This is a genomic window from Amycolatopsis sp. NPDC004747, assembly GCF_053601335.1.
This window is the reverse complement of record NZ_JBSGBQ010000030.1, coordinates 101142-118234: the sequence shown is the minus strand read 5'-3', so window position 1 is coordinate 118234 and position 17093 is coordinate 101142. Positions and strand designations below refer to the sequence as shown.

Genomic DNA, 17093 nt, shown 5'->3' with positions numbered 1-17093 from the left:
GCATGCGCACATCGTAGAACGAAATCCACTCAGACAACGGATACGCGCAGCGCGTGTCACAGCCCAGCCCCGCCTGGACACCCCTAACTTAGCGGCATTGCCCGTCCGGCGAGGACATGCTTTTCTTCCAAGCCGCGGCAGAGCAGAAACAGCCGAGCAACCGCAGCCATCGCGCTGCGGAGGTGAACAGGATCGTTCGCCAATCGGACCTACGCATCACTCGACCAGCCCGCCCGAGTCGTCAGGCGGCCTTCGCCTCCTGGATGATCGTGGCCACGGCGCGGGGGTCGGGGACGTTGATCGTCACGATCCGGCCGGTGCGCAGGACCAGCCGCAGGGCGAGCCCGGTCCGGGTCGTGAAGTAGGTGTGGCTGGGGGTCCACCAATGGCCCAGCATCAGGCACCACAGCGGCGACAGCTCGGTCACTTCGGCGCGGTCGATCTCGTCCAGCCGGTAGGTGCGGCGCGGCCAGCCGAACGCTCCACAGTGGACCGAGACGCCGTTGGGTCCCACCGCCGTCCGGACGCTCAGTCCGGTCAGCCCGGTGAAGAGCACCGCGGCCGCGCCCACCACCAGGGAGATCGTGGGGCCTGCCCGGTCGAACCAGCTGCCGTACGAAATGCTCGCCAGTGCCAGCAGCGGCGCCATCATGGCGACGCCGAAAACCACCACCAGCGACCAGTTCGTCACGCGTCCGGTGTAGATCGAATACCGGCCGGAGCCGGGTCGTGCCGTCATGGCGCACCGTCCTTTCGACGTCAGGTCAGCTTCTCGATCAGGCGCAGGAGGTCGTTGCGCCCCAGGCCGTGCCGTCGGGCGATGGTGACGAGCGCCTGTGCGGCCTCGGTGACCGGACCCGGTTCCGTGACGGCGGACGCGACCCGCGCGCCCCGGCCCCGGCGGAACTCCAGCACGCCGGCGTCACGCAGCTGCCGGTAGGCGGCCAAGACGGTGTTGCGGTCGACCGAAAGCGCCTTGGCCAGTTCGGCCGCGGGAGGCAGCTGCTCGCCGACCGGCAGCTCGCCCGAAGCCACGCCCCGCCGCACGCACGCCACGATCTGGAGGGCGAGCGGCTCCCGTGAAGAGTGATCGACTTCCCATCTCATAGTGCTAGTATTATTAGCACCATAAGGCGCGGTAGGTCAACGGCACGGGCCGTCGTCCGGCTACCGCGAAGCCCTGGCCCGGCGGATCAGCGCGCGAACGGGTTCGCTCACGAGACGGCCCCACAGCGAGGCCACGCCGACCGAGACGGCCAGCAGCGCGACGCTGCCCGCGACGTCCAGCACGTAGTGGTTCCCGGTGGCGAGCACGTCCGCCACCATGAGCACCGGGAACGCCCACGCCGCCCACGCCAGGCGCGGGTGCGTGGCCCGCAGCGCGGTCCACACCGCGTACGCGCACCACAGCGACCAGCCCACGTGCATGCTGGGCATCGCCGTGTAGTGGGTCGGCCTGGTCCAGCTCTCCACGGCGAAGATGTCGTAGCGGGCCACGACGTCCACCGCGCCCGGCAGCGCGAACCGCGGCGGTGACATCGGCACCGCCCAGTAGACCGGCAGCGCCAGGGCCGTCATCGCGACCAGCGTCCGGCGAACCTTTGGGTAGACCCCGGTGTGCCGGACGAACACGAACAGCAGGACCCCCGCGACCGCCACGTAGTACAGCCGGTACAGGGACACCGCCGCGTGGGCGAAGAGCGGGTGGCCGGCCAGCAGACCGTTCACGCTCAGCTCGATGTCGAGGTGCGCCAGGTGCTCGATCGACTGCAGGGCCAGCGCGTTCGCGGTGGCGGCCGCGAAGTCCTTGCCCACGGCGGCGTCGAGCCGCGCGAAGAGCAGGAACCACAGCAGCAGGAAGACCAGCTCGCCGGCCGCCCGGACGAGGGCCGCTTTCACGCCGGCAAGGTCCGCCGCAGGAACTCCGTCGTCAGCTCCCACGCCCTGGCCGCCGCCTCGGGGTGGTGGAACATCGGGGCCACGTTGTTGTGGAACGCGTGCCCCGCCTCCTCCTGCACGTGGATCTCCGCACCGGGGTGGGTGGCCACCGCCTGCTCCACCACGGCCACATCGGACCGCGGGATGTACGGGTCCCGACCGCCGAAGTGGAACTGGATCGGGCACTCGACCCGGGACAGCGCGCCGATCTGCGCCGCCACGGTCGAGCCGTAGAACGACACCGCCACGTCGGGATCGCCCTCGGCCGCCGCCGCGAACGCCAGCGAGCCGCCCAGGCAGAAGCCCAGCACGCCCACGCCGCCGGTGACCGACGGCAGGGACCGCAGGTGGGCGACCGTGGCCAGGACGTCCGACAGCCCCAGTGCCGGGTCGAAGGAGCCCGCCACCTCCATCGAGGCCGCGACCCCCGCTTCGTCGTGCGTGGACGACCAGCCGGGAGCCGTCCGCCAGAATAGCTCCGGGACCGCCACCACGTAGCCCGCGGCGGCCAGGTCCGACGCCACCGAGCGCAGGTAGTCGTCCAGGCCGAAGATCTCCTGGACCAGCACCAGGCCCGGCCCGCCACCGGACGGGGGGTACCACATCGGGAGGTCGCTCAGCATCGGGTTCGTCACCCGATCACCGTACTGGTTCCGCGGCCGGGACCGTCCTAGGTTGAGGTGCCGACCAAGGAGGCGTGATGGCTGAGCAGACCAAATACGTCCTGGACGAAGCCGATCTCCCCACCCAGTGGTACAACGTCATCCCCGACCTGCCCGAGCCGCCGCCACCACCGCTGCACCCCGGCACGCGCGAGCCCGTCGGCCCGGAGGACCTCGCGCCGCTGTTCCCGCAGGCGCTCATCGCCCAGGAAGTGACGACTGATCGCTATGTCGACATCCCGGAGGAGGTGCGGGAGGTCTACCGGCTCTGGCGCCCGTCGCCGCTGTTCCGGGCGCGACGGCTCGAGAAGGCGCTGGGCACCCCCGCGCGGATCTACTACAAGTACGAAGGCGTCAGCCCGGTCGGCTCGCACAAGCCGAACACCGCTGTGCCGCAAGCGTTCTACAACGCGGCCGAAGGCGTGACGCGGCTGACCACCGAGACCGGCGCCGGCCAGTGGGGCAGCGCCCTCGCCTTCGCGTGCGCCCAGTACGGCATCGAGTGCGAGGTCTGGCAGGTGCGCGCGTCCTACGACCAGAAGCCGTACCGCAAGCTGATGATGGAGACGTTCGGCGCGACCGTCCACCCGAGCCCGTCCGAGCTGACCGAGTCCGGCCGCGCGGTCCTCAAGGACCACCCCGACTCCACCGGCAGCCTCGGCATCGCGATCAGTGAGGCCGTCGAGCAGGCGGCGCAGGACCCGGACGCGCGGTACGCGCTGGGCAGCGTGCTCAACCACGTCCTGCTGCACCAGACGGTCATCGGCGAAGAAGCGCTCAAGCAGTTCGAGCTGGCCGGCGACACCCCGGACGTCCTGGTCGGCTGCACCGGCGGCGGCTCCAACTTCGGCGGGCTGGCCTTCCCGTTCCTGCGGGAGAAGCTGGCCGGCCGGATGGACCCGGTGATCCGCGCGGTCGAGCCGGCCGCGTGCCCATCCCTCACCCGGGGGAAATACGCCTACGACTTCGGTGACACGGCCGGGCTCACGCCGCTGCTCAAGATGCACACGCTCGGCCACGAGTTCATCCCGGACCCGATCCACGCGGGCGGCCTGCGCTACCACGGGATGTCGCCGCTGATCTCGCACATCTACGAGCTCGGCCTGATCGAAGCGATCGCCATCGGGCAGCAGGAGTGCTTCGCGGCGGGGGTGCGGTTCGCGCGGTCCGAGGGCATCATCCCGGCGCCCGAGCCGACGCACGCGCTCGCGGCGTGCATCCAGGAAGCGTTGCGGTGCAAGGAAACCGGGGAGGAGAAGGTGATCCTCACGGCGCTGTGCGGCCACGCCCACCTGGATCTGCCCGCCTACGGCGCGTACCTGGCCGGGGACATGGTGGACGACGAACTGTCCGAGGCGACCCTCGCGGAGTCGCTGGCGACGCTGCCTTAACGGGCGTCCGGGATCTCCGGGCGGGTCAGCTCGGTGCGGGCGGTCGCCAGTACCACGCGGTCGCGGCCGCCCGCCTTGGCCTCGAACACGGCGTCGTCCGCCGCCTGCAGCAGGATCGTGTACTCCGTGGCCGTTTCCGGGTACACGGCCGCGCCGATCGACGCCGTCAGGCCGCTGATCACCTCGGGCTTGCCCGGGCGGATGACCGGCACCGGCACCTCGATCCGGGCGATCGCCGTCCTGATGCGGTCCGCGACGGACGCGATCTCCGCGCTGGTCGTGCCCGGCAGCAGCACCACGAACTCGTCGCCGCCGAAGCGGCCCACGTAGTCACCGCCGCGCACCGAGGCCTGGATCGCCGCCGCGACCGCGCGCAGGACCTCGTCGCCCGCCAGGTGGCCGTTGCCGTCGTCGATGGCCTTGAAGTGGTCGATGTCGATCATCAGCACGCCGGCCGTCGAGGACAGTTCCGCCGCGCGCGCCAGCTCGTTGCGGGCCAGCTGGACCCAGAACTCGGGCGCGAGCAGCGCCGTCTTGGAGTCCGTGCGCGCGGCCGCCTGGAACTGGGGGAGCAGCAGGCCGATGTGGAGCGCCACCGGGGTCACCATGAGCACCGGCAGCAGCCACGGCCGGACCGTCATCACCAGGGCGATGCCGCAGCCGACGCCGACCGCCGCCAGCACGATCAGCACGTCCGACGGGTTGCCGAACGCCTGCCGCGGCGGCTTTCCGGGGTTGCTGATCAGGATCGCGATGATGACCAGCACGTAGTTCAGGCCGAAGTAGACGATTCCCGACGTCAGCAGCGCGAGCATCCCGCCGAAGCCGTCCAGGTACGGCACATAGGGCGCCAGGTGCCCGGTGCCCGCCCACAGAACGGCCCCCGCGGCGGCGCAGGCGAGGATTACCGTCGCGCCGGAGAACACTTTCCGGTGAATTACGCCCCGCCGTTTGTAGACCCGGACCCAGGAATGGACATAACTGACGACGATGACCAGCGTGGCCAACGGCGGCGGGAGCAGGAGCAGTCCGGCGAAGATCCAGATCGACTGCAGGTGCATGTGGGGACGGCCGTCGGCGGCCAGCTCGCGGATGCGCTCGATGCGTTGCGCCGCTTCGAGGTGCACGATCTCGCCGGCGAGGATCAGTCCACACCAGAACACCGATTGGGTGGTGACCGGCACCAGCGCCGCCGTCGAAAGGACCGCGATCAGCGCCAGTGCGTCGACGACGAGAACATAGCCGAACACCGGGGTGGCCAGCTTCCACATCGCCCACGTTCGGAAACCTGATCGTGGAGGTTCTGAGCTGGGCTTTCGCCCTGGGGACCCGGACAATCCCACAAAACGCCCTTCTGCTCAGGACGGGACTCTTCGCAGAAACCGTCACTGTAATCGAATGAACGCGGTGTGTCACTAGGCTGGTCGGGCTACCGTCCGGTCACGCACCGTGCAGAACTCTCTCGCGAACTGGAGAAATCATGTCGCACTTCCTGCCCAACGCCAACATCGTCCCGTCCCGCCGCCGCGCGCAGCGGCCGACCGACTGGACGCGGCAGCTCCCCACCGACTGGACCCGCGCGATCCCGACCGACTGGACCCCGCGGCAGCTGCCGACCGACTGGACCGCCCGCGAACTGCCCACCGACTGGACCGCCCGCGAGCTGCCCACCGATTGGACCCACCCGGGCGTCGCGCCAGCGCAGTGCCCGACCGACTGGACCCCGCGCCGCATCCCGACCGACTGGACGCGGCCCTGAGCGGGACCCGGTGACCGGCGCCCGCGCGCCGGTCACCGGGACGGGGGCCGAACCGCCGGTGGCGTGGAATTCGGGGGCGGCTCAGCCACGTGCTTGTGCCCGCCGCCACAGCCGGGCCGCGCCCAGCGCCGCCACCACGCCGAGCGCCCCGGCCCCGGCGACGACGCCGTGCGGGGCCACGCGTTCGGCGGCCAGCCCGGCCAGCACCACGCCGAGCCCCTGCGAAACCCGCAACGCCGTCAACGCGAACCCGAAGGCCTGCGCGCGCTGGGCGTCCGGGGTCAGCTGCACGAACGTCGTGTTGGCGATCAGGTTGTACGAACTGGCCACCCCGGAGAGCGTGAACAGCGCCAAAGTGGCCGCCAGGTCCGGTTCGAGCGCGCAGCCCAGCAGGGCCGCGCAGGCCAGCACCGCGAGTGGCCCCAGCAGGCGGCCCCGCCGCGCGGGCGGGATCCGCGACAGCGCCGCCATGCCGAGCACGTTGCCCAGCGCGAACGCCCCGAGCAGCAGCCCGACGACCACCGCGCCCCCGCCGAGCTCGGCGGCGTACGGCGCGGCGACCGCTTCGCCCGCGATGTAGCTGCCCGAAACGCAGCCCAGCGCCACCAGGGCGAGCCGCCGCCGGTCGCCGGCCACGACGGTCCAGCCGGCCCGGACGTGCGGCCACCACCGGACGCCGGAGGTTTCGCGCGGCGGCCGCGGCCGCAGTCCGGCGACCAGGAACAGCGCCGACACCGCGAAGCTCGCCGCGTCCGCCAGGAGCGCGCCGCCGGTACCCAGGCCCGCCACGAGCAGCCCGCCGAGCGCGAACCCGGCGACCTGGCCCGCCTGCACCAGCATCATCAGCAGGCCCATCCCGGGCACGAACGTCTCGCCCGGCAGCACCTGCGGCAGCAGCGCGGCGCGCGCCGAGTTCCACACCGGGTTGAACAGCTGGACGCCGACCAGCAGCGCCGCCACCGCGGGCAGCGGCAGGTCGGGCACCGCCATCACGGCGACGGCGAGGGCCCGCAGGACGTCGGCCAGCGCCATCACCGTCCGCGGCGGGTGCCGGTCGGCCAGCCCGGACAGCAGCGGCCCGCCGACGAGGTCCGGCAGGAAGGTCAGCGCGTAGGTCAGCGCGGCCCAGCCCGGCGAGTTCGTGCGGTCGTACACCAGGATCGACAGCGCGACCCTGGCCAGCTGGTCACCGGTGACCGAGACCAGCTGGGCCGCGAACAGCGCCCGGAACTCGGTCACCGCGAGGACGTCCCGGAACCCTGCCGCGCGCGCCGTCATGGGCACTCAGGGTACCGCCGCGGACGCCCAGCGTGAACGTCCGTTAGGAGGTCACTGACCGCCGCCGCAGACGATTTTCGGCTGCGGGTTGTAGTGGACGGTCCGGGTCGAGCGGCCGACCTCGCGGCCGGTGGCGGCGTCCTTCAGCACGCGGGTGTCGGTGGTGGTGAACCCCGGCGCGCCGTTGGAGGCGTGGCAGTTCTCGGCCGGTCCCGGCTTGGGCTGCGGGTCGCTCTGGTTGGTCTGCGCGCCCGGGATCGACTCGACGGTGTAGCGCTTGGTGCCCCACAGCTTCACGGTGATCGACGACGACGTCCAGATCGTCTGGATCGCGATGCCGGTCGGCGAGTCGTTGGTGAACTTCAGGTCGATGACGCTCGAGCCGTTGGGGTTCTGGAACACCGTCGCTTCGCGCGCGGCGGGGTAGCGGCTGATGTAGTAGCTGTGTTCCTTGTGCCCCGCGTCCTTCAGCCCGGCGAAGTACGACGCGTTGTACAGCGTGGTCGCGAACTGCGAGATGCCGCCGCCGACCTCGCGGCCGGGGGCGCCGTCCTTGATCACGCCCGCCTCGACGTAGCCCTGGGCCGTGCCGCGCGGGCCGGTGAACCCGTTGAGGCTGAAGGTTTCCCCCGGCTTGACGATGGCGCCGTTGACCTTCTGCGCGACGACGCGGATGTTGACCCCGGACTCGGGGGCGAAGCCGCCGGTGGTGAACTCGCCGACGACCTCCTTGATGCCCAGCTGGTTCGCCTGGTCGGTGGTCACCTTCGCCGGGCTGTCCTTGTAGACCGCCGGGATCTCGCGGCCCTCGGTCTTCTTCAGGACGTCGGGCAGCGGCTTGAGGCTGGGGTCCCAGTCGATGGTCCGGCCGTCGGTGGAGGGGTCGACCGTGGGCCTGCCGCCCTCGAACACGACGGTCGCGTCCTTGCCCTCCTTCTCGGTGGACTTCAGCTGCGGCCCGGCGGCTTCGGCGATCTTCTTGTTGTCGATCTTCGGGGCCAGCCCGCCGCCCTCGGCCGGTTCGAAGGTGATCGCCGCGGCGATCGCCTCCGGCTTCACGGTGGCGACCTTGCCCTCGCCCTTGACCAGCAGCGGCCCGGACACGGCGGGCCGCGCGAAGCCGTCGAGCGCCGCCTGGACGGCTTCGGGCGTGGTGCGGACCGGCGTGCTGGTCACCGGCAGCGCCAGGGTTTCCCCGCTCGCCCACTTTTCGACGACGGCGGCGGTCGCGGCCGGCACGTCGAGCTTCTGCCCGGTCTTCGGCGGCACGGCGACCGGCGTGGCGCCCTCGAACTTCACGGTGCCCTCGACCGGGTCGCGGTCGACCTGGCCGCGCAGCGACTCCAGCGCGGCGGCGAGCTTGGCGTTGTCGGAGTGGCTGACGACGCCGACCTCGCGGCTGGAGAACAGCGAGGACAGCCGGGTGAAGGGGTTCAGCGGCTGGTCGCCCGCCTGGTCGAGGGTCTGCGGCCAGTCGAGCTTCAGCCCGGCGAGCGTCGGCGCCAGCGTGCCCTGGTACTCGCCCGCGGTGACGGCGATCGGGCGGGTGAGCCGCGGCTCGATCTTCCCGCGCAGTTCCTGTTCGGCCGCCTCGCGGCTCATCCCGCCGACGTCGACGCCGGCCACGGTCACCCCGCGCGGGACGCTGCCCTGGCTGAGCAGGATGTCGATCCCGTAGATCGCGACGAGCACGGCGAACACCCCGCCCGCGATCAAGCCGGCCTTGCGGAAGGAGCGCTTCGCCGAGGAGGGGTCCGGCCGCGGCTCGGGCCGGACGACCGGCAGGACGTCGGTCTGCTCGCCGTGTGAGTCGGGCCAGTGCGGTTCGTACGGCAAAACTCTCCACCCCTTCAGCGCGGCACCGGGTCCCGCCGGTGACGGGAACAGCGTACGGGGCACCCGGACAAGCCGTACCACTCGCCCTAATGGGGGATGAATCGGTCACCGCTGCTCTGGGTCAGCGGGCGTCCGGTTCGGGGTTGTGGCCGGCCCGGGCCAGGAAGTCGAAGTCGCAGCCCTCGTCGGCCTGCGTGATGTGTTCGGTGTAGAGCGCGCCGTAGCCGCGCTCGAACCGGGAGGCCGGTGCCGTCCACCCGGCACGCCGCCGCTCCAGCTCCTCATCGGACACCTCGAGCCGCAGGGTGCGCGAAGGAACGTCCAAGGTGATCAGGTCGCCGTCGCGGACCAGGGCCAGCGGGCCGCCGACGTGCGATTCGGGCGCCACGTGCAGGACGCAGGCGCCGTAGCTCGTCCCGCTCATCCGCGCGTCGGAGATCCGGACCATGTCCCGCACACCCTGTTCGAGCAGGTGCGCGGGGATCGGCAGCATCCCGTACTCGGGCATGCCGGGGCCGCCGAGCGGGCCGGAGCCGCGCAGCACCAGCACCGAGTCCGCGGTGGTCGACGGGTCGTCGATCCGCTTCTTGAGGTCCGGGTAGTCCTCGAACACGACCGCCGGCCCGGTGTGCGTGAGCAGGTGCTGCTCGGCCGCGATGTGCTTGATCACCGCGCCGGATGGCGCCAGGTTGCCGTGCAGCACCGCGACCCCGCCCTCGGCCGCCACCGGGTTGTCCCGCGTGCGGATGACGTCGTCGTTGTGCACGCGCGCCTGGGAAAGGTTTTCGCCGAGGGTGCGGCCGGTGACGGTGAGCCGGTCGGGGTGCAGCAGGTCGGTCAGCCGCGACAGCAGCCCGGGCAGGCCGCCCGCGTAGTAGAAGTCCTCCATCAGCCAGTCGCCGCCGGGCCGGATGTTCGCCAGCACGGGCACGCGGCGCGCGATCGCGTCGAAGTCGGCCAGGCTCACCGGGATCCCGCTGCGGCCGGCCATCGCGATCAGGTGGATCACGGCGTTGGTCGAGCCGCCGAGCGCGAGCACGGTGGTGATCGCGTCGGCGTACGCGCGCTTGTCGAGCACCTGCGTGATGGTCAGGTCTTCCCAGACCATGCCGACGATCCGGGCGCCGCTGGCGGCGGCCATCCGGTGGTGCGCCGAGTCGACGGCCGGGATCGACGCGGCGCCCGGCAGCGTCACGCCGAGCACTTCGGCGGCCGAGGTCATGGTCGAGGCCGTCCCCATCGTCATGCAGTGCCCCGGTGACCGGGCCAGCCCGCGCTCCAGTTCGGACATTTCGGCGTCGCCGATCAGGCCGGCGCGCTTGTCGTCCCAGTACTTCCACATGTCGGTGCCGCTGCCGAGGACCTCGTTGCGCCAGTGGCCGCGCAGCATCGGCCCGGCCGGGACGAAGATGGCGGGCAGCCCCGCGCTGGCCGCGCCCATCAGCAGCGCGGGCGTGGTCTTGTCGCAGCCGCCCATCAGGACGGCGCCGTCGATCGGGTAGGACCGCAGGATCTCCTCGGTCTCCATGGCCAGCAGGTTGCGGTAGAGCATCGGCGTCGGCTTCTGGTAGGTCTCCGACAGCGTGGCGACCGGGAACTCCAGCGGGAAGCCGCCGGCCTGCCAGACACCGCGCTTGACCTGCTCGGCGCGTTCCCGCAGGTGCAGGTGGCAGGGGTTGATGTCCGACCAGGTGTTGAGGATGCCGATCACCGGCTTCCCGAGGTGCTCTTCCGGGTTGTAGCCGAGCTGGCGGCTGCGGGCGCGGTGGCTGAAGTTGCGCAGTTCGTCGCCGCCGAACCACCGGTGGCTGCGGAGTTCCTCGGGTCGTTTCATGCGATCCAGTATGGCATCTGATATACGATCGGTGGGCCTGGTTGAATTGGGGTTTCACAGATCGAGGGAGCGCGCCATGACCGGGACGTTCAGCCTGCCCGCCTCCCGGACCGAAGTGGTCCTGGAGGAGATCCGCCGCGGCATCCTGACCCGGGAACTCGTCCCCGGTCAACCGCTCGTCGAAGCGGAGCTGGCCGCGCGGCTCGGCGTGTCGAAGACGCCGGTGCGCGAGGCGCTCAAGGTGCTGTCGAACTCCGGCCTGGTGACGTTCAGCCCGTACAAGGGCGCGTCGGTGATCACCGTCGACGCCGAGCTCGCGAAGTCCGTCTACGACGTGCGGATGGTGCTCGAACCCGAGGCCGTCCGGCGGACCGTCGGGCGGCACGACCCGGAGCTGCTCGAAGACGCGGCCGAGGCGCTGAAGGAGGCGTCGACGGCGATCGCGGACAAGGACCAGGCCGCGCTGAGCCTGCTGAACCGCCGCTTCCACCGCGCCCTCTACTCGGGCTGCGGAAACCCGCTGCTGGTCAGCATCCTCGACGACCTCAAGGACCGCGCGGCGCTGATCAGCGTCGTCGGCTGGGAGGCCAACCCCAGCTGGAAGAAGGAGTGGACCGAGCACAAGGCGGTCCTCGCGGCGGCGAAGAAGGGGGACGCCGAGGGCGCGGCCACGCTGCTGCACGACCACATCGGCGGGTTCCTCGAGCGGGTGCTGAAGGCCATCGGATGAGGCTGCTGCTCATCTCGGACACCCACCTGCCGGCCCGGGCCCGGGAGCTGCCGCCGCAGGTGTGGGCCGAGGTGGCGGCCGCCGACGTCGTCGTGCACGCGGGCGACTGGGTCGACGTCGCCCTGCTGGACGAGCTGGAGGAGCGCAGCAAGCGGCTCATCGGCGTGTACGGCAACAACGACGGCCCGGCGCTGCGGGCCCGGCTGCCGGAGATCGCCCGGGCCGAGCTCGGCGGCGTGCGGCTGGCCGTGATCCACGAGACGGGTGCCAAGCAGGGCCGCGAGCAGCGGTGCGCCGCGCAGTTCCCGGACACCGACGTGCTGGTCTTCGGGCACAGCCACATCCCGTGGGACACGGTGGCGCCGTCCGGCCTGCGCCTGCTCAACCCGGGGTCGCCGACGGACCGCCGTCGCCAGCCGTACTGCACGTACCAGACGGCCGCGGTGCGCGACGGCGCCTTGGTGGACGTCGAGCTGCATCAACTGCCCCGGAAGGGGTAGACAGGTCCCATGGATCCGGCATGGGCGTTGCGAGAGATCGCGTTCCAGCTCGAACGCGCGGGCGAACCGACCTACCGCGTCCGGGCGTTCCGGAACGCGGCGGCGACGGTCGACAAGACCGGCGCCGAGCAGCTGAAGCAGCTGGCGGAGAACGGCACGCTGACGTCGTTGCCCGGGATCGGCAAGGCCACCGCGGGGGTGATCGAGGACGCGCTGGCCGGCCGTGATCCGGCCTACCGCGGGAAGATCGTCGAGAAGGAGCTGCCGGACGGCGAGCCGCTGCGCTCGGCGTTGCGCGGCGACTGCCACACCCATTCGGACTGGTCGGACGGCGGGAGCTCGATCGGTGAGATGGCGGTGGCGGGCCGGGACGTCGGCCACGAGTGGATGGTGCTGACCGACCACTCGCCGCGGCTGACGGTCGCGAACGGGCTCTCGCCGGACCGGCTGCGGACGCAGATGCAGATCGTGGCCAAGGCCAACGAGCTGATGGCCCCGTTCCGGCTGCTGCACGGCATCGAGGTCGACATCCTCGACGACGGTTCGCTCGACCAGGAAGAGGAGCTGCTGGGGGAGCTGGACTTCGTGGTGGCGAGCGTCCATTCGAAGCTGCGGATGCCTTCGCGCGACATGACCCGCCGGATGGTGGCGGCGGTCCGCAACCCGCACGTGCGGGTGCTGGGGCACTGCACCGGACGGCTGGTGTTCGGCCGGGGGCGCCCGGAGTCGGAGTTCGACGCGGAGAAGGTCTTCACGGCCTGCCGGGAGAACGGGGTCGCGGTGGAGATCAATTCCCGGCCGGAGCGCCTCGATCCGCCGATGCGGCTGTTGCGGCTGGCGGCGGAGCTCGGGTGCGACTTCACGATCGACAGCGACGCGCACGCGCCGGGGCAGCTCGACTGGCTGGGCTACGGCTGCGAGCGGGCGATCAAGGCGGGGATCGGGCCGGAGCGCATCCTCAACACCCGCACGGCGGATGCGCTCCTGACCCGGTAGCCCCGGCTAGTTGATCGTGTACGAGTCGCCGTACACCTTCCACTTCAGCGGGGTGTGCAGGTCGAAGTTGCCCTCGCTCAGGAACTTGGCCTGCTCGGTGTCGACGCGGGAGGTGTCCGCGTGGGCCTCTTCCTGCTTCATGATCACCTTGCGGGCCGCGAAGAACGCCTTGAGGTAGGTCGCCTCGTCGCCGCCCTGCGCCGGGGTCTTCGCCTTCTTCATCGCGGCCTTGCGGATGCCGCCGAAGCTGTCGGAGCTGTCGCCGGGGCCGTGCATCACGATGGCGTCGTAGTAGGCGAACTGGCCGAGGTTGCTCAGCCCGTCCGACTTGCCCTGGCTCACCGCCGGGTTGAAGTAGACGCGGTCGCGCTCGTTGTTCTGCGCCGTCTGGAACGCCGTCGTCGCCGCGGCCTGCTTCCACGCGCTCTCGAACGCCGAGCCGAGGCCCGCGTGGGAGTCCGTGCCGTTCACCTTGCGCAGGGCGGGGAGGTACTTCGCCAGCGGGTTGTCCGGCACCGAATTCGTGTACGCCTCCACGAGTTCCAGCATGTCGCCGGTACCCGAGCAGAACCCGATGATGCCCGCGGTGTAGCCGCGGCCGTCGCCGATGTCTTCGATGTACTTGTACTGCGCTTTCCAGTCCAGCGACGAGTTTTCCGCGCTGGAGACCAGCTTCATCGCGATCTCCTTCTTCGCCGGCGCCGAAAGGTCGCCGGCGGCCAGCACCGAAACGCCGGCCACCGGCGCCGGGGCGGCCGAGGAGAGCGCGGGCGTGGTGATCACGAGGGCCGCGACGGACGCGGCGCCGAGCGTGCCGATGAGGACCGGCCGCAACTTCTTGCTCATGGGGAGGAAACCCTTTCCGCGGGGTGCGCCGTCGGATCACGGCGGTACGGGTGGTGCGGGTGGAGCTGCGGCGTAGCGACACGGTAGCGAAGAGTCAGCGAGCTCCACAAGAGGCGGAATTCGTTCATGTTCGTGAACGGTCCAGACCACCGCGGGAAGGTCCTCAGAGGACGGTCAGCGCACCCCGGCGAACAGCCGGATGACGTCCGGCAGCACCGACACCGGGATCGTCGGGTCGATCGCGCGCTGCACGCCGAGCCCGATGCCGAGGGACAGCAACGCCGTCGCGGCGTCGTCGGCCGACATCGGGAGCGTGATCCGGAACCGCTCGGCGTACCCGGTGAGCAGGCCGGCGATGGTGTCGCGGATGGCCTTGTCGCGGGCGGCCAGCTCGGCGCGCACGTGCGGGTCGCGCCGGGCGTTGGTGGCGAACTCGACTTCCAGCGCGGTCCAGGCCTCGTCGCCGATGCTGCGCTCGGCCCACGCCTGGAACGCGGTGAGCAGGCCCTCCACGCCCTCGGCGCCGGCCAGTGCCTCGGCGATCAGGGCGACCTGCTCGTCGTGGATGCGGTCGAGCACGGTCAGGCAGAGCTCGTCCTTGCTGCGGAAGTTCGAGTACACCGCGCCCTTCGAGTACCCGGCCTCGTCGGCGACCTTCTCCAGCGACGTCACCGAGTAGCCGTCGCGCAGGAAGAGCAGCTTGGCGGTCTCGATCAGCTGCTCGCGGGTGCGCGCCTGGCTTTCCGCGCGGGTGAGTCGGGCCATGGGGGCACTCTAGCGAGTCTCGGAATCGGGGTACCGATAGTTTTCAGATACTGTTAGTCTCCGAAAATGGAACAACGCCACTTCGCGGTCCTCGTCGTCGGAGCCGGGGCGTCGGGGCTGGGGGCCGCCATCCGCCTCTCCCAGGCCGGCGTCGGCGACCTCGCCGTGCTGGAGAAGGCCGATGCGCTCGGCGGGACCTGGCGCGACAACACCTACCCCGGCTGCGCGTGCGACGTCCCGTCCGCGCTGTACTCGTACTCCTTCGCGCCCAATCCGGGGTGGACGCGCGCGTTCGCCGGCCAGGCCGAGATCCGGGCCTACCTGCAGGACACGGCCTCGCGCTTCGGCGTCACCTCCAAGATCCGCTACGGCGTCGAGGTGACGCGGGCGCAGTGGAACTCCCGGGAGTCCCGCTGGGACCTCGAGACGTCACGGGGGCCGTACACCGCGCGGATCCTGGTGGCCGGCACCGGTCCCTGGCACGAACCGCTGATCCCGGACCTACCGGGACTCGGCGAGTTCCCCGGCGAGGTGTTCCATTCGGCGCGCTGGAACCACGGCTACGACCTGGCGGGCAAGCGGGTCGCGGTGATCGGCACCGGCGCGTCGGCGGTCCAGTTCGTCCCGGAGATCGTGCCCCGGGTCGGCCGGCTGCACCTGTTCCAGCGCACGGCGCAGTGGGTCCTGCCGAAGCCGGACCACCCCGTCCCCGGCGTCGAACGGTTCCTGCTGCGGCGGTTCCCGGCGCTGCAGCGGGCGTTGCGCAGTGCCGAGTACGGCATGATGGAGACGCTCGGGTTCGGCTTCCGGCACCCGTGGCTGCTGCGCCAGGTGCAGAAGATCGGGCTGGCGCACCTGCGTCTGGCGGTGCGGGATCCGGCGTTGCGCCGGGCGTTGACCCCGGACTACACGCTCGGCTGCAAGCGGCTGCTGATGTCCAACACGTACTACCGGTCGCTGACGCAGTCCCAGGTGGACGTCCACCCGACGGCGGTGCGGTCGGTCCAGGGCTCGCGGGTGCTGGGCGCGGACGGTTCGAGCGCCGAGGTCGACGCGATCATCTTCGGCACGGGTTTCCACATCCTCGACATGCCGGTGTCGTCGCGGGTCTTCGACGCCGACGGCCGCAGCCTCGACGACCACTGGAAGGGCAGCCCGCAGGCGTACGCGGGCACGACGGTGGCCGGGTTCCCGAACCTGTACCTGCTGCTGGGCCCGAGCCTCGGCACCGGGCATTCGTCGGCGTTCATGATCCTGGAGGCCCAGCTGCGGCACACGGTGGCGGCGGTGACCCGGACGTTGCGTTCGGAGGGGACGTCGTTGTCGGTGCGGCCGTCGGTGCAGGAGGCGTTCAACGCCCGGGTCCAGGCAGCCCTGCCGGGGACGGTGTACCAGTCGGGCGGGTGCTCGAGTTATTACACGGACGTCAACGGGCGCAACAGTTTCAGCTGGCCGTTCTCGACGGACCGGCTGCGCTCGGAGGTGGGCGCGTTCGACGAGGCGGACTACGAATTCGGGAGGGTGGACGCAGTTCCGTAGGCGCTGTTGCCCGGATGGGGGCCGCTCGTGGGGACTGCCGGACCGCGCGATCGCCCGGCACGGTCAAGACCCGACGCAGGTTCAGTCCCACTCCCAGCGCATCCCGTAGACCCCCGGCCGGGCGTCCAGCACCGCGATGTGGCTCGTCGAGCTCGGCCCCACCGGCAGCTCCGGGCGGCCGGCCGACCCGTCGTACCGGTAGCACCGCACCGGCACCGCCGCCGGGTCGAAGCACGCCTGCAGCACGATCTGGCGGGCCGGCGCGCGCACGCCGAACTGCAGGTAGTTCGTCTCCGGCGGCTCCCCGTCGTAGGCGAACTCGAAGTCGAACACGTACGTCTCGCCCGCGCGCAGCGGGTAGTCGAACCGCAGTTCGCACGCCACCAGCTCGGACACCGCGTCGCGGCGGACGCGGCCCGGGCGGCAGCAGTGCGCCGAGCGCAGCACCGGCCGGCGGCCGCCGCCGGTCTGGGGGCGGAAGAACGACACCCAGCGGTCGACGCCGTCCGCGCGGCTGGTCACCACCAGTTCCGTGCGGACCGACCGCTCGGTGCGGTCCGCGCCCAGCGTCGCCCGCTGGTGGACCGACACGAGCGCGAGCCGGGCGTTGCCGTCGAGGTCGATGCCGTCGCAGGCCGCCAGGTCCGTCGGCTCGGAGCCGAGCGCGCTGGCGAGGCTCACCCCGGACGGCCACGGCTCCGCCCGGCGCTCCCGCGGCCGCGTCACCAGGCTGGTCAGCGCGTCCGCCGGCAGGCCGAGGCAGCTTTCGGCGACGGCCACCGCGTGCAGCGAGCGGTGGCCCTCCGGGTGGCGGCGGCCCCGGCGCCAGTAGCTGAGCGTGGCCAGGCTGACCTGGGCGCCCCGGATCGCCATCCGCCGCTGCAGGGCCTCCAGGCTCAGGCCGCGCTGCCGGATCGCCAGGTCGAAGGCCTCGGCGAACGGGGCCGACGCTGATAACGCCTCCATCCGGGTAAGCATGAATACCGGGCGCATCGGGCGCAACGAGGGCCTGCCACCAA

General features: G+C 71.3%; 17 protein-coding genes. 6 read left to right on the top strand and 11 right to left on the bottom strand.

Annotation, left to right across the window (positions count from 1 at the left end; all coding sequences use genetic code 11):
- Positions 1–241: 241 nt before the first annotated feature.
- The 4 genes from ACWEGE_RS36410 to ACWEGE_RS36395 are packed head-to-tail and all read right to left on the bottom strand — an operon-like array spanning position 242 to position 2561.
- The gene (locus ACWEGE_RS36410; protein ID WP_449665026.1) at positions 242–739 is read right to left on the bottom strand and encodes a hypothetical protein; all 498 of its coding nucleotides are present in this window, start codon (positions 737–739) and stop codon (positions 242–244) included.
- Positions 740–759: 20 nt separating this feature from the next.
- Positions 760–1107 carry a GntR family transcriptional regulator gene (locus ACWEGE_RS36405; protein ID WP_449665025.1) on the bottom strand — a complete coding sequence of 116 codons (348 nt, stop codon included), beginning with the start codon at positions 1105–1107 and terminating at the stop codon, positions 760–762.
- Between the two features lie 60 nt (positions 1108–1167).
- A complete protein-coding gene (locus tag ACWEGE_RS36400; protein ID WP_449665024.1) occupies positions 1168–1899 on the bottom strand; it encodes a phosphatase PAP2 family protein in 732 nt (243 codons plus the stop codon).
- The gene (locus ACWEGE_RS36395) at positions 1896–2561 is read right to left on the bottom strand and encodes a dienelactone hydrolase family protein (protein WP_449665029.1); all 666 of its coding nucleotides are present in this window, start codon (positions 2559–2561) and stop codon (positions 1896–1898) included. Before ACWEGE_RS36395 ends, ACWEGE_RS36400 begins: the two co-directional genes overlap by 4 nt.
- A gap of 77 nt (positions 2562–2638) precedes the next feature.
- Here ACWEGE_RS36395 and ACWEGE_RS36390 point away from each other — a divergent pair, with 77 nt between their 5' ends.
- Entirely contained in the window at positions 2639–3991 is a 1353-nt protein-coding gene (locus ACWEGE_RS36390) for a TrpB-like pyridoxal phosphate-dependent enzyme (protein ID WP_449665023.1), read from the top strand.
- Here ACWEGE_RS36390 and ACWEGE_RS36385 read toward each other — a convergent pair.
- Positions 3988–5262: a diguanylate cyclase gene (locus ACWEGE_RS36385; protein WP_449665022.1), complete on the bottom strand. Its 1275-nt coding sequence runs from the start codon at positions 5260–5262 to the stop codon at positions 3988–3990. The two genes, ACWEGE_RS36390 and ACWEGE_RS36385, sit on opposite strands and share 4 nt — an antisense overlap.
- A 209-nt stretch (positions 5263–5471) precedes the next feature.
- On the opposite strand from ACWEGE_RS36385, the gene ACWEGE_RS36380 reads away from it, so the two are divergent.
- The gene (locus ACWEGE_RS36380; protein ID WP_449665021.1) at positions 5472–5750 is read left to right on the top strand and encodes a hypothetical protein; all 279 of its coding nucleotides are present in this window, start codon (positions 5472–5474) and stop codon (positions 5748–5750) included.
- An 81-nt stretch (positions 5751–5831) separates the two neighbouring features.
- Here ACWEGE_RS36380 and ACWEGE_RS36375 read toward each other — a convergent pair whose 3' ends face one another.
- The 3 genes from ACWEGE_RS36375 to araD form a co-directional block, all read right to left on the bottom strand.
- Complete coding sequence (locus ACWEGE_RS36375) at positions 5832–7028, bottom strand: MFS transporter (RefSeq protein WP_449665020.1); 1197 nt, start codon at positions 7026–7028, stop codon at positions 5832–5834.
- Positions 7029–7079: 51 nt separating this feature from the next.
- The gene (locus tag ACWEGE_RS36370; protein WP_449665019.1) at positions 7080–8864 is read right to left on the bottom strand and encodes a VanW family protein; all 1785 of its coding nucleotides are present in this window, start codon (positions 8862–8864) and stop codon (positions 7080–7082) included.
- A 121-nt stretch (positions 8865–8985) separates the two neighbouring features.
- Complete coding sequence (gene araD, locus ACWEGE_RS36365; protein WP_449665018.1) at positions 8986–10698, bottom strand: L-arabinonate dehydratase; 1713 nt, start codon at positions 10696–10698, stop codon at positions 8986–8988.
- Between the two features lie 76 nt (positions 10699–10774).
- Between araD and ACWEGE_RS36360 the strand changes: the two genes are divergently transcribed.
- Genes ACWEGE_RS36360 through ACWEGE_RS36350 form a run of 3 tightly spaced genes read left to right on the top strand, consistent with a single transcriptional unit; the run spans position 10775 to position 12924 of the window.
- Positions 10775–11428 (top strand): GntR family transcriptional regulator, encoded by a 654-nt coding sequence (locus ACWEGE_RS36360; RefSeq protein WP_449665017.1) that lies wholly within the window; start codon positions 10775–10777, stop codon positions 11426–11428.
- Positions 11425–11928 carry a metallophosphoesterase family protein gene (locus ACWEGE_RS36355; protein WP_449665016.1) on the top strand — a complete coding sequence of 168 codons (504 nt, stop codon included), beginning with the start codon at positions 11425–11427 and terminating at the stop codon, positions 11926–11928. The genes ACWEGE_RS36360 and ACWEGE_RS36355 overlap by 4 nt, the downstream gene beginning before the upstream one ends.
- Before the next feature lie 9 nt (positions 11929–11937).
- Positions 11938–12924 (top strand): PHP domain-containing protein, encoded by a 987-nt coding sequence (locus tag ACWEGE_RS36350; RefSeq protein WP_449665015.1) that lies wholly within the window; start codon positions 11938–11940, stop codon positions 12922–12924.
- Positions 12925–12930: 6 nt separating this feature from the next.
- On the opposite strand, the gene ACWEGE_RS36345 is transcribed toward ACWEGE_RS36350, so the two are convergent.
- On the bottom strand, positions 12931–13770 hold the full coding sequence (locus ACWEGE_RS36345; protein ID WP_449665014.1) for a chitosanase: 840 nt from the start codon (positions 13768–13770) through the stop codon (positions 12931–12933).
- 174 nt (positions 13771–13944) lie between these two features.
- Positions 13945–14535 carry a TetR/AcrR family transcriptional regulator gene (locus tag ACWEGE_RS36340; RefSeq protein ID WP_449665013.1) on the bottom strand — a complete coding sequence of 197 codons (591 nt, stop codon included), beginning with the start codon at positions 14533–14535 and terminating at the stop codon, positions 13945–13947.
- A gap of 66 nt (positions 14536–14601) precedes the next feature.
- Between ACWEGE_RS36340 and ACWEGE_RS36335 the strand changes: the two genes are divergently transcribed.
- A complete protein-coding gene (locus ACWEGE_RS36335) occupies positions 14602–16074 on the top strand; it encodes a flavin-containing monooxygenase (protein ID WP_449665012.1) in 1473 nt (490 codons plus the stop codon).
- 81 nt (positions 16075–16155) lie between these two features.
- Here the strand turns inward: ACWEGE_RS36335 and ACWEGE_RS36330 are convergent, their stop codons facing one another.
- Positions 16156–17040, bottom strand: a complete 885-nt coding sequence (locus tag ACWEGE_RS36330) for a hypothetical protein (RefSeq protein WP_449665011.1) — start codon at positions 17038–17040, stop codon at positions 16156–16158.
- Positions 17041–17093 lie beyond the last annotated feature (53 nt).

Excerpts from the sequence above, each read along its gene's own strand:
- ACWEGE_RS36410 (WP_449665026.1), bottom strand. The coding sequence starts at position 739 with ATGACGGCACGACCCGGCTCCGGCCGGTATTCGATCTACACCGGACGC.
- ACWEGE_RS36405 (WP_449665025.1), bottom strand. The coding sequence starts at position 1,107 with ATGAGATGGGAAGTCGATCACTCTTCACGGGAGCCGCTCGCCCTCCAG.
- ACWEGE_RS36395 (WP_449665029.1), bottom strand. The coding sequence starts at position 2,561 with ATGCTGAGCGACCTCCCGATGTGGTACCCCCCGTCCGGTGGCGGGCCG.
- ACWEGE_RS36390 (WP_449665023.1), top strand. The coding sequence starts at position 2,639 with ATGGCTGAGCAGACCAAATACGTCCTGGACGAAGCCGATCTCCCCACC.
- ACWEGE_RS36385 (WP_449665022.1), bottom strand. The coding sequence starts at position 5,262 with ATGTGGAAGCTGGCCACCCCGGTGTTCGGCTATGTTCTCGTCGTCGAC.
- ACWEGE_RS36380 (WP_449665021.1), top strand. The coding sequence starts at position 5,472 with ATGTCGCACTTCCTGCCCAACGCCAACATCGTCCCGTCCCGCCGCCGC.
- ACWEGE_RS36375 (WP_449665020.1), bottom strand. The coding sequence starts at position 7,028 with ATGACGGCGCGCGCGGCAGGGTTCCGGGACGTCCTCGCGGTGACCGAG.
- araD (WP_449665018.1), bottom strand. The coding sequence starts at position 10,698 with ATGAAACGACCCGAGGAACTCCGCAGCCACCGGTGGTTCGGCGGCGAC.
- ACWEGE_RS36360 (WP_449665017.1), top strand. The coding sequence starts at position 10,775 with ATGACCGGGACGTTCAGCCTGCCCGCCTCCCGGACCGAAGTGGTCCTG.
- ACWEGE_RS36355 (WP_449665016.1), top strand. The coding sequence starts at position 11,425 with ATGAGGCTGCTGCTCATCTCGGACACCCACCTGCCGGCCCGGGCCCGG.
- ACWEGE_RS36350 (WP_449665015.1), top strand. The coding sequence starts at position 11,938 with ATGGATCCGGCATGGGCGTTGCGAGAGATCGCGTTCCAGCTCGAACGC.
- ACWEGE_RS36345 (WP_449665014.1), bottom strand. The coding sequence starts at position 13,770 with ATGAGCAAGAAGTTGCGGCCGGTCCTCATCGGCACGCTCGGCGCCGCG.
- ACWEGE_RS36340 (WP_449665013.1), bottom strand. The coding sequence starts at position 14,535 with ATGGCCCGACTCACCCGCGCGGAAAGCCAGGCGCGCACCCGCGAGCAG.
- ACWEGE_RS36335 (WP_449665012.1), top strand. The coding sequence starts at position 14,602 with ATGGAACAACGCCACTTCGCGGTCCTCGTCGTCGGAGCCGGGGCGTCG.
- ACWEGE_RS36330 (WP_449665011.1), bottom strand. The coding sequence starts at position 17,040 with ATGGAGGCGTTATCAGCGTCGGCCCCGTTCGCCGAGGCCTTCGACCTG.